The sequence below is a fragment of the Thermostichus sp. MS-CIW-37 genome, from assembly GCF_054060065.1.
This window is the reverse complement of record NZ_JBSSCV010000002.1, coordinates 202,808-212,613: the sequence shown is the minus strand read 5'-3', so window position 1 is coordinate 212,613 and position 9,806 is coordinate 202,808. Positions and strand designations below refer to the sequence as shown.

Genomic DNA, 9,806 nt, shown 5'->3' with positions numbered 1-9,806 from the left:
GTTCTACCTTTCTGGCTATGCAGCTTTCAGGGTGGCTGAGGCTGTCCTGGTGCCTATAGCGATGTGGAACCACGCCGACCCATCCCGAACTCGGATGTGAAACGCATCAGCGGCGAATCTACTGGCAGGGCGACCTGCTGGCAACCTAGCTCGGTGCCAGGCCCACCACTGCCCCCCATCACTGGGGGGTTATTTACTGAGTAAAAGTTGCGGCTATGGTCGTCTCAGGCTAGGGTGATAGGTGTGGGTGCAGTGTTCTAGTTGGAAACTGTCGAGCTTTTATAGCCGTTGACTACCCTACCGCTGCTAGCAAAGCTACACAAAGCCGCCCTGGAAGGGCGGGGCTTTGGATCCAGTTTTTTGTAACCTCGGCCTCTTGCGCTACTCCCGAACGGCGCCCTGCAGGCGTGCGCCCCAGGTGCGAGCAAAGCGCAGGTCAGCCCCAACTAGATTGGCATCGCGCAGATCGGCCCCCCGCAAGTCCGCGCCGTACAGGGATGCAGAAGAGAGATCGGCCCCCCGGAGGTTGGCCCCCCGCAAATCCGCTCCCTCCAGGTAAGCGCCACTCAGGTTGGCTCCGCTCAATTGGGCCCGTCGCAAATTGGCTCCCACCAGGTAGGACTGGCTGAGATCGGCACCTGTCAAGATGGTGCGCTCCAAATTAGCCTCGATCAGATCGGAGCCGCTGAAATTGGCTTCCGCCAGATCCAAGTTGCTCAGCTCAATGGATCCCAGGCGGCAATTAGGACAGGTTCGGGAAGCCGTGAGGTAGCGCATGAAACAAGAGTTGTAGGTTGTGGCTGCGGCAGTGGAAGCCAAGGCCGCCGTGGTCAGCAGTGCCCAAATGGCGGGAACTTTGAGATTGAGGTTCATGGTTACCAAGCCTCGCAATTTTGAAGGTTTAAGTGAAGGGACACAGCAGAGCGGGGTTGTTCTGCGTTGGTCACATGATAGTGGCATCTGCCGACTTCGGCCACTCCACAGGTTTGTCTGGCCCACCTGATAACAAGCTCTCTTAAGGCGCGATGGCGTTTGGAGTCCTATCGTCCCGAAGCTGCCGGGCCGTTGCCAACACTGGGAAGGGGTGGATCTCTCAGCAGCAGTTGTACCCAATGCCAAGACAGTTGCCCCAACCCCACCAAAACCCCGAGTATCGCCGATGAAGTCAGGACGCGATCCCAGCGGATTTCCCGCCAGTCGGCAGGGTTGGTGTTTGGCCTTCTTGGGTTGAGCTGGGATCCCTTCCCGGCAACAGGAAGCGGGCGATGGCGCAAAAAGTGCCCACAGCGGCGACAGCGATAATCGGAGTCGGGGTTGAGCCAAGAGCAGTCTGGGCAGCGGAGCATGGGAAGGCCAGGGATCCCATCCTGAAGCGGTGGTGCAACCAGTTACAGTACGCCGTCATGATGATAGTATCGAAGACTTCCAGGGTCAGCCTGAGGGGATCAATTCTGCTCAGATCTCTCTGGATTGTGGGCAAGATTTGGGGCATCTTCGGGAGAGACACTTACTACAGGATCCCTGTCTGGGCGAGAAGCCCCTTTCAGAATCGGTGAGCATTGATCAGCGTCCTATGCAGATCTACTTAGAAAACATCTGTAAGCGCTATGGCCGCCGTGAGGTGGTGAGCGACGTCAGCCTGAACATTCAGCAGGGGGAGATCGTCGGGCTGCTGGGCCCCAATGGGGCGGGGAAAACCACCACGTTCTACATTATGACCGGCCTGATCCAGCCGAACCGAGGCCATGTCTGGTTGGATGACCAAGATATTACCCACCTGCCCATGCATCGTCGTGCCCAATTGGGGATCGGCTACCTGGCCCAGGAGCCGAGTATTTTTCGTCGCCTCAGCATTCAAGACAACCTGCTGCTGATCATGGAGCAAACAGGGGTGCCCCGTCGCCTTTGGCAGCAGCGGCTCAACCAACTGCTGGAGGAGTTTCGCATCGCCCATGTCGCCCACAGCTTGGGCCTACAGGTATCAGGGGGGGAGCGTCGCCGAGCGGAGATCGCCCGTGCCTTGGCTGCTGGGATCCACGGGCCGAAATTTCTGCTGCTGGATGAACCTTTTGCGGGGGTGGATCCCATTGCGGTGGCGGATATTCAGGAGGTGGTGGCCAAGCTGAAGCAGCGGGGCATCGGCGTGTTGATTACCGACCACAACGTGCGGGAGACTCTGGAGATCACCGATCGCGCCTATATCCTCAACGACGGGGCAATCCTGGCCAAAGGCACTTCTGCTGAGTTGGCAGCGGATCCCTTGGTGCGCAAGTATTACCTAGGAGAGAAGTTCCGCCTCTAGCGCCAAGAGTACAGAGCCCGCAGACGTTGGCTTTTCTTGTGTTGGTGGGTCTGCATACGGGCCAGCAGCTCATCGAGGAGGGCGACCGCCTCCAGCAAATACTGGCCCTTGTTGAGCATCACGCATTCGGCGCAGGCGGACATCACTGCATCGGAAAGCTCGGCTCGTGAGGGCAAACCCTCCTTGGTCAGTTGATCCAGCACCTGGGTAGCCCAAACCACCGGCACGCGGGCTGCCTCACAAATCCACAGGAGTTCCTCTTGGATCTCGCCTAAGCGCAGCCAACCCATTTCCACAGCCAGGTCGCCGCGGGCAATCATCACCCCTAGGGGCCTGCGGTTTGCGGCGGTCGCAATGAGGGCAGGCAGGTTTTTCACGGCCTGTTGGGTTTCGATTTTGAGGATCAAGCCCAAATCGGGGCGAGCCTGCCGCCGCTCCAGCTCAGAAACCAGCAACTGCAAGTCCGCGGGCTGCTGGACGAAGGAATAGCCCACCAAGTCGGCATGCCGCACCACAAAGTCCAGGTCTTGGCAGTCTTTGTCGGTGAGGGAACGGATCTGGAGCTGACTGTCAGGAAAATTGAGGCCTTTTTCTGCTCGCAACTTCTTGCCCTGAGGGGCAACTTTGTCCACCTCCAGCACCACGCCTGCCGGCTCGATCCTTACCACGCGGGCGCCGATTTTGCCGTCGTCGATCCAAACACTTGCCCCTACCTGCAGGTGCGCCAAAACCTCCGGCAGGCTGCAGGTCACCTGGCAGGAGATATCGGCGCTGGCTTCAGGAACCTTCGCGGTGAGCAGGATGCGATCCCCGCGGTACACCTTGGTTTTGCCGGGGGGCATGGCCACTGGGCCGGTGCGGATCTTGGGGCCAGCCAGGTCCAGCAAAATCTTGCAACGCCGTTGGGTCTGGGCTTCGGCCTGGCGCAAGTGGGCCACCATTTTCTCCCACACCGAGGGCTCGTCGTGGGCGCAGTTGATGCGGGCCACGTTCATGCCCCGCTCCAACAACTGCAGCAACAGCTCCGGCTGCTCGGCGGCTTCGCTGGGCAGGGTCACCATGATGCGGGCGCGGCGATGGGGAGAAGGGGGGCCAAACAGCGCCTCGGCGTGCTGCTCAAGTGCCGTATCCCCGGCATAAAACTCTTCATAGCTGGGCGCCGGATAGGCTAAGCCCTGAGTTGCTGCCAAAACGGCAATCACAGCATCTAGGTTTTCCAAAACCCGTGATTCACATCGCCCCAGCGACGACAGTCCGAGGGCGGCCAATTCCAACTGCAGGCTGCGCAGATCCTGTTGTCGCAGAGCCAGATACCGCGCCAGGTTATGAATGGCCGGAGGGGGGACGGTAGGGCAGCCCCAAGCAGCCAAGTAGCTCTGGGATCCCTCTACAACCTGCTGCCGCAGCTCCAGGAGCCGCTCCAGCAAACTCCTAAGATTGCAGGAGGGGGAAGAGGAGGAAACCATGTCGAAAGTCTTCCCAAGACAAACCCGGCCCAATTCTATGCCTGAGCTTACTTGGGGTCGATCATAGGCGGGTTAGGTTGAGAAAGGAAGGCGATAGCCTTTCATTGCCCAGTGTTCCGGTCTAGAGTCGTTAACAGCCTTCGGCTGTCCTGCCTACTACTTCCTTGGGTTGCGTGAAACTTCATTCTCCCCCCACCCATCCGGTTGGCCGTTCCTCCAGCACGTTCTCCCTCGCTTGTGCGGTGGGCCTGATGGATCGCTATGTCCTCTCGGAAATGCTGCTGCCGTTTCTCTTTGGGGTGGGGGCTTTCACAACCTTGGTGATGGCGGTGGGATCCCTGTTCGAGCTGGTGCGCCTGGTGGTGGAGGCAGGGTTATCGATTTCAGCAGCCTTGCAGGTGTTCGTGCTGCGGGCGCCGGGGATCATCGTTTTGACGTTCCCGATGTCCATGTTGCTGGCGACGTTGCTGGCCTATGGGCGCTTGTCTGCCGACAACGAGATCACGGCCTTGCGCGGATGCGGGGTGAGCCTTTACCGCCTCATGGTGCCTGCCCTCGTCCTCAGCTTGCTGGTGACGACGTTAACGTTTCTGTTCAATGAGCTGGTGGTGCCGGTGAGCAATCGCCAAGCGGCCACGACTTTGAATCGAGCTTTAAATCGGGATCCCGACTTCCGGCGGGAGAATATCCTCTACCAAGAATTTGGCGAGATCCTCATGCCTGAGCCGGACGGCACCTTTTCCCGGCGACAAGGGCTAACCCGTCAGTTCTACGCCCGCAGCTTCGATGGGAAGCAAATGCGCGGCATTATCGTCCTAGATTTTTCCAACGAAGCGCTCAACCAAATCCTGCTGGCCCAACGGGGACGCTGGGATCCCCAAGAGAATCTTTGGGTGTTTGAGGATGGCACCAACTACATCGTTTCTCCTGATGGCACCTACAGCAACATTGCCACCTTCAGCCGGCAGGAGTTGCGTCTGCCTCGCGCGCCGCTGGAGCTGGCTCAGGAGATTCGCAGCCCTGAGGAAATGAACATTCGGGAGCTGAAGCATTACATCGAGGTGATCGCCAGTTCTGGAGATCTGCAACGGGTGCGCCGTCTGCAGGTCAGCCTCAACCAAAAGTATGCCATTCCTTTCGCGTGTCTGGCGTTTACCCTGATTGGGGTGCCTTTGGGGCTGCGCCCGCAGCGCACCGGTTCCTCTTTGGGGTTGGGCATCAGTGTGCTGATTATCTTTGCCTTCTATGTGCTGCTGTTCATCACCCAGGCGCTGGGACAAATTGGGACGCTGGGGCCGGCAACGGCGGCTTGGTTGCCCAACTTCATCTGTGCCGTCGTAGGACTGGGGTTGCTTTACCGAGCCAATCAGTAGCTGCTGGGCACCGTTTTTCCAGATGTAGGATCAGGGTTGCCTATGCATTCTGGAGAGCCCCCCATGGAAATCCAAGCCTGGATGAATTGGATGTTCGGAGGATTGGCCCTGCTGATTTTGGGGGGAGGCATGCTGATGATGTTCACCACGGTGTTCACCACCAAAGGGCCCCAGCCCGAAGATTCTCAGTCGGATCCCAAAAAGGGGTGAGCCTAGCCCAAGGCCCGGTGACCAGTGGGATCCCTGGCATCCAGCTACATGCCTTCATGGGTTGTCAGTCTGGGCCGAGAGAGAACTAGTCCCGCTCCTGTTGGCGGAGCCGCTGCAGAAGCGAGAGGGGTTTCTCTTCCTCTGGCCCTTTCTTTTCAGTCGCAGTTGGCAGGGCGGCTGTTTCTGTTTTCTGAGGTTCGAGCAAGAGCTTGGCGGCTTCTGACTCGACGGCTGGAGGACGAGCCGGGTTTTTCCCTTGTTGGCCGGGCAGGGGCACAGACTCCAGAGTGGCCAGTAAAGATTGAATATGGCTGTGGGTTTCCGGATGGTTGCTGGCGGCATGGGCCAAAAGGGTGAGCTGCTCTTTGGCTGCGGCCAGGTTCCCCAGCTTGAGATCCACCAAAGCCAGTTGATAGCGGGCCTTAAAGCTACTGGGATCCACCTCTACCGAGCGTTGAAAGGCAGCGCGCGCCTCCGCCAGCTTGCCCTGACGGGCGTAGATCAAGCCGAGGTTAAAAGGCACATCGGGATCCCGTTCGCTGGGCAGCACCAAGGTTTTTTCTTCCAGTTCAATCGCGCTCCGGTAGGCGTTGATGGCCAAGGTATGAAAGCCCATCTGCAGGTAGCGGGCTCCGTCTTCCTTCAGTTGGGCGACCGTCGGTTCTCCTGTCAGTAGGGTCATGGGCGGTTGTGCGTAGGCGGGCATGGCCATCGCCAAACTCAGCAAGCATCCCGCCGTTCTCAAGCCCAGGGGGACAGCCTGACAACCGCTCTGCTGCTTATTCATCACCATGATCTGTTTCCTCCAACCACATCAACACCACTTCATTCCACCCCTCTGGGCCGGGGAGCTGAGCCAATTGCCATTGGGGCAGGGCCTCACTCCAGAGGCTATCCGCAATTGGGCTGGGAAGCACCACTTTTTGCTCCGTCCACCGCAAAAAGGCCACATCGGGCGGGGAACAACCAATGCCCAAAGCCTTGATAGGGCCCAAATGCCGTTGATAGCAATCCAGCAGCCGCCGCACCGCCTGCTCCCCCGGCGAGAAATTGGGTTCTGCGGCCATCGTTGGCCGTATCCATCCGGTCAGATACCATTGCGGCAGGCTGGAGAAGTGGAGCTGACGCACCCGCAGCAGATGTTGGGTGAGGTTGGCCTCTTGTTGGGCAAAAGCTTCCCGTAGGGTTTCGGGATCCCCGGAATAGCTGAAAATCTCGCTGTACTCTCGCTGCTGCGCCCGCTCCGCCTCTTCCAAAGGGATCCCGGTGGCAGCGGCCAGTTCAGAGGCAGTCCAATCCCCAAACCCGATCAAGTCCAAGTGGAAATCTTGGCGCACCTGTTGCAAGATGCTGCGCAGGCGAGAATAGGGCAGACCCAAGGCATACACGTAGTAGGGCGGTCGGTGTTGCCACTGCTCATCCAGAATGCCCGCCGGGAAGTAATGCTCAGGCACGTAAACGGCGGATCCATCCTCGCAGATGAACGGATGCTCCAGGCGTAACTGCCGCCGCACCTGCTCCAGTTGAGCACGGGTGCGCAGGCTGTAGAGCACCAAGGGAATGGAGCGGCGCTCTAGGGCAGCCAAGGCTTGTCGGGCAGCACCATAGCTGTTGGACTCCAGATCCAGCAAGCTGCCATCCAAACTGGTAAGGACAAGTCGCATAGGCGCAGGAAGGGAAAAGGTGCTGGCCCCGTCAGAATTGCAAGTAGCGCGACCGGGATCCCTGAAGCGGCCAACATTACCCATGATCCAATAGCTTGACCAATCTGAGGGGGGTTAGCCTCAAATGCTCTCCCTCAAAGCATCTGGGTGAATGGGCAATCCGTGCGCCAGAAGTGGTAAAATCTCGATTGAGCACTACAGAATGCGTGTGTCGCCGAAGATCTTGGCTCAAAAACCAGCAGCAGAGAAGACAGACAGATTGAGTGGGTCAGTGGCTAGTTCTCTGTGCCGAAGGCGCGATCCCCTGCATCCCCCAGCCCGGGCAAGATAAATCCTCGATCGTTCAGCCGCTCGTCAATCATGGCGCAGAAGATTTGCACCATCGGGTAGTGGGATCCCAACCGCTGTAACCCTGGGGGCGCTGCCAATGCGCAGACAATCCGGACCAAGCTGGGATCCGCCCCCCGCTTTTTCAGCTCATCCAAAACCCACAGCAGCGTGCCCCCGGTGGCCAACATCGGCTCGGGAATGAGAATGCGCATCTGCTCAGGGATCCGCTCTGGAAGGCGATTGAGGTAGCAACTAGCCTGCAGCGTTTCCTCATCCCGCACCATACCGATGTGAAAGATCCGCGCCTGGGGCAAAAGGGCTTGACAACCCTCTAACATCGCCAAACCGGCTCGCAATACAGGCACAATGCCCAGCAGGGTATCCGGCGCGATGACCTCCGCGGCAACGGGTTCCAAAGGGGTTTGCACCTGAACGGTCTGGGTGGGGATCCACTCCCGCATCGCCTCATAGGTCAGCCAACGGCCCAGCTCCGACATGGCCGTGCGAAACAGGGGCATGGGAGTCTCCGCATCCCGAGCCACAGTTAGCCAATGCTTAATGAGCGGGTGAGGGGGGACATAAACACGAAGCTGCTGACTTGCCACGGGAGAATGCCTCAATCTGGGCGGTAGCATAGCGGGTTGCCTTAGCAGAAAGCAAGCTCTAGAAAGCAAGCTCTCCAATTGGCCGCAACTCCATCCCGACCGGGGATAAATTGCCAACAGCTCCGGCAAATGCTCAAGGGGTGGGGCTCTTTGACCCAGCAAGATTGCGGCAGAATGAGATCTGCAGGTTACTTCGAGCGCCGGTCATGTTCGGTGGCTACAGGTTTGGGATAGACCAGGGCAAGGCTGGTTTCGGGTTTTGTTCCTCTTGCCATTTGCGAACTGAGGTGCTGGCTGCTGGGCAACTTGGTCTCTAGCCGATGGAACCCAATGCCGGCGGATCTCGTCTGCAAGTACCGGTAGCCGGAGATACCGCTCTGTCCAAGGTTTTTTGGTTTAATGGAGTGTTACAAATTACCTGCATCTTTGGCCCCCTCACACCTTGCAAGGATTAGGTTTAGGAAGAATGGATATGGCTTCGCCTCGACCCTCTGACTCGAACACCAACGCTCTGAGCCGCCGTCAACTTCTCAAGGTGGGGGCCGCAGCCCTTGGGGGCGGTCTGTTGGCTGCAGGGGGTGCCCAAGCTCAGCGCAAACCCTCTCCCACCCTGATCGTGGCTCAGGGATCCGGTCTGGATCGCGTTTCCTACGCTACCAACTGGTATGCCCAGGCGGAACACGGCGGCTTTTATCAGGCGGTGGCGACCGGCATCTACCGCGAGCATGGCCTGGATGTGACCATCAAGATGGGTGGCCCTGGCATCAACATCACCCAAGTTTTGGCCGGTGGAGCTGCCGAATTTGCCATGGGAGGAAGCACAGGGGTGATCAATGCCGTGCGAGAAGGGATCCCCTTGGTGTGCGTGGCGGCCATTTTTCAAAAAGACCCGCAGATCATCATGGCCCACCCTGGCACCCAGCGCTTTGAAGAGCTCAAGGGCCGGCCTATCTTTGTCTCGAAAGGTGGCCTTGCCACCTACTGGCCCTACCTGAAGGCCCGCTTTGGCTTCACCGACGACCAAGTTCGCCCCTATAACTTCAACCCCGGCCCCTTTTTGGCGGATCCCAGCTCAGCTCAGCAAGGCTATCTGACGTCTGAGCCCTTTGCCATCCAACAGGAAGGGGGATTTGAGCCGGTGGTCTTCCTCCTGGCCGATTTGGGCTACAAACCCTACGCCACCACCATCGAAACCCGTCGTCAACTGGTGGAAACCAAGCCCGACTTGGTGCAGCGATTCGTGGATGCCTCGATTAAGGGCTGGTACAGCTTCTTGGAGGATCCCCGTCCGGCCTATCGCTTGATCAAGCAGGACAACCCGGAAATGACCGATGCCCAGTTGGCCTATAGCTTCGAGAAACTGCAGGAGTACGGCATCATCTTGTCCGGCGATGCGCTGGAAAAAGGCATTGGCGCCATGACCGACAAACGCTGGCAAGACTTCTTCGACAGCATGACAGTGGCCGGCGTGTTTGAGCCAACCATCAACTACCGGGCTGCCTATACGCTGGACTTCGTCAACAAAGGCACGGCCTACTACACTGCCTGACCAAGAAAACCGGGTTTAGCGCTCCGCGCTGCTAAAGCGAACAAGCCCCGCCCCCTGGGACGGCCTTTGCTTCATTGCTACACGACGCTTTCGCGAACGCCTATGACGGCGCGGAGTGCTTGAAAGAATCCCCTACCTTTATGCAGGGGGGAATATCAACCTGAGCCAAGTCCTCGCTAGATGCTGTTTTACTGCTGCGCAACGCCGTCGCAACCGATGCTACTTTGGGAAAACAACCTAGGCCCAGCTCCAGCTCAACCGAGCGCCGCGAAAGGCTTCTCCGAGCGTCTTGGCTAAAGCAGAGTCA

10 protein-coding genes and 1 rRNA gene are annotated in these 9,806 nt (G+C 58.6%); 5 read left to right on the top strand and 6 right to left on the bottom strand.

What is annotated here, in order from left to right:
- The first annotated feature begins 45 nt into the window (after window positions 1-45).
- Window positions 46-162, top strand: a 5S ribosomal RNA gene (gene rrf, locus ACVWYZ_RS02145).
- Window positions 163-381: 219 nt separating this feature from the next.
- Here rrf and ACVWYZ_RS02140 read toward each other — a convergent pair.
- Together ACVWYZ_RS02140 and ACVWYZ_RS02135 are read right to left on the bottom strand one after the other, a co-directional pair.
- The gene (locus ACVWYZ_RS02140) at window positions 382-873 is read right to left on the bottom strand and encodes a pentapeptide repeat-containing protein (protein ID WP_414358407.1); all 492 of its coding nucleotides are present in this window, start codon (window positions 871-873) and stop codon (window positions 382-384) included.
- Between the two features lie 167 nt (window positions 874-1,040).
- On the bottom strand, window positions 1,041-1,346 hold the full coding sequence (locus tag ACVWYZ_RS02135; RefSeq protein WP_457465759.1) for a hypothetical protein: 306 nt from the start codon (window positions 1,344-1,346) through the stop codon (window positions 1,041-1,043).
- 227 nt (window positions 1,347-1,573) lie between these two features.
- On the opposite strand from ACVWYZ_RS02135, the gene lptB reads away from it, so the two are divergent.
- The gene (gene lptB, locus ACVWYZ_RS02130; RefSeq protein ID WP_414344406.1) at window positions 1,574-2,302 is read left to right on the top strand and encodes an LPS export ABC transporter ATP-binding protein; all 729 of its coding nucleotides are present in this window, start codon (window positions 1,574-1,576) and stop codon (window positions 2,300-2,302) included.
- Here the strand turns inward: lptB and ACVWYZ_RS02125 are convergent.
- On the bottom strand, window positions 2,299-3,768 hold the full coding sequence (locus ACVWYZ_RS02125) for a pyruvate kinase (protein ID WP_457465757.1): 1,470 nt from the start codon (window positions 3,766-3,768) through the stop codon (window positions 2,299-2,301). The two genes, lptB and ACVWYZ_RS02125, sit on opposite strands and share 4 nt — an antisense overlap.
- 173 nt (window positions 3,769-3,941) lie before the next feature.
- Between ACVWYZ_RS02125 and ACVWYZ_RS02120 the strand changes: the two genes are divergently transcribed.
- Entirely contained in the window at window positions 3,942-5,141 is a 1,200-nt protein-coding gene (locus ACVWYZ_RS02120; RefSeq protein ID WP_457465754.1) for an LptF/LptG family permease, read from the top strand.
- Between the two features lie 63 nt (window positions 5,142-5,204).
- Window positions 5,205-5,351, top strand: coding sequence for a hypothetical protein (locus ACVWYZ_RS02115; protein ID WP_187147235.1), 147 nt, complete (start codon window positions 5,205-5,207; stop codon window positions 5,349-5,351).
- Window positions 5,352-5,436: 85 nt separating this feature from the next.
- On the opposite strand, the gene ACVWYZ_RS02110 is transcribed toward ACVWYZ_RS02115, so the two are convergent.
- The 3 genes from ACVWYZ_RS02110 to upp all read right to left on the bottom strand — a co-directional run bounded on the left by ACVWYZ_RS02110 (window position 5,437) and on the right by upp (window position 7,980).
- On the bottom strand, window positions 5,437-6,144 hold the full coding sequence (locus tag ACVWYZ_RS02110; protein WP_414375473.1) for a tetratricopeptide repeat protein: 708 nt from the start codon (window positions 6,142-6,144) through the stop codon (window positions 5,437-5,439).
- Window positions 6,131-7,015: an HAD hydrolase family protein gene (locus tag ACVWYZ_RS02105; RefSeq protein WP_414398481.1), complete on the bottom strand. Its 885-nt coding sequence runs from the start codon at window positions 7,013-7,015 to the stop codon at window positions 6,131-6,133. Before ACVWYZ_RS02105 ends, ACVWYZ_RS02110 begins: the two co-directional genes overlap by 14 nt.
- A gap of 275 nt (window positions 7,016-7,290) precedes the next feature.
- Window positions 7,291-7,980 (bottom strand): uracil phosphoribosyltransferase, encoded by a 690-nt coding sequence (upp, locus tag ACVWYZ_RS02100; RefSeq protein ID WP_414344397.1) that lies wholly within the window; start codon window positions 7,978-7,980, stop codon window positions 7,291-7,293.
- A gap of 442 nt (window positions 7,981-8,422) precedes the next feature.
- On the opposite strand from upp, the gene ACVWYZ_RS02095 reads away from it, so the two are divergent.
- Window positions 8,423-9,499 carry an ABC transporter substrate-binding protein gene (locus ACVWYZ_RS02095; protein ID WP_414358382.1) on the top strand — a complete coding sequence of 359 codons (1,077 nt, stop codon included), beginning with the start codon at window positions 8,423-8,425 and terminating at the stop codon, window positions 9,497-9,499.
- The last annotated feature ends 307 nt before the right edge of the window (window positions 9,500-9,806 follow it).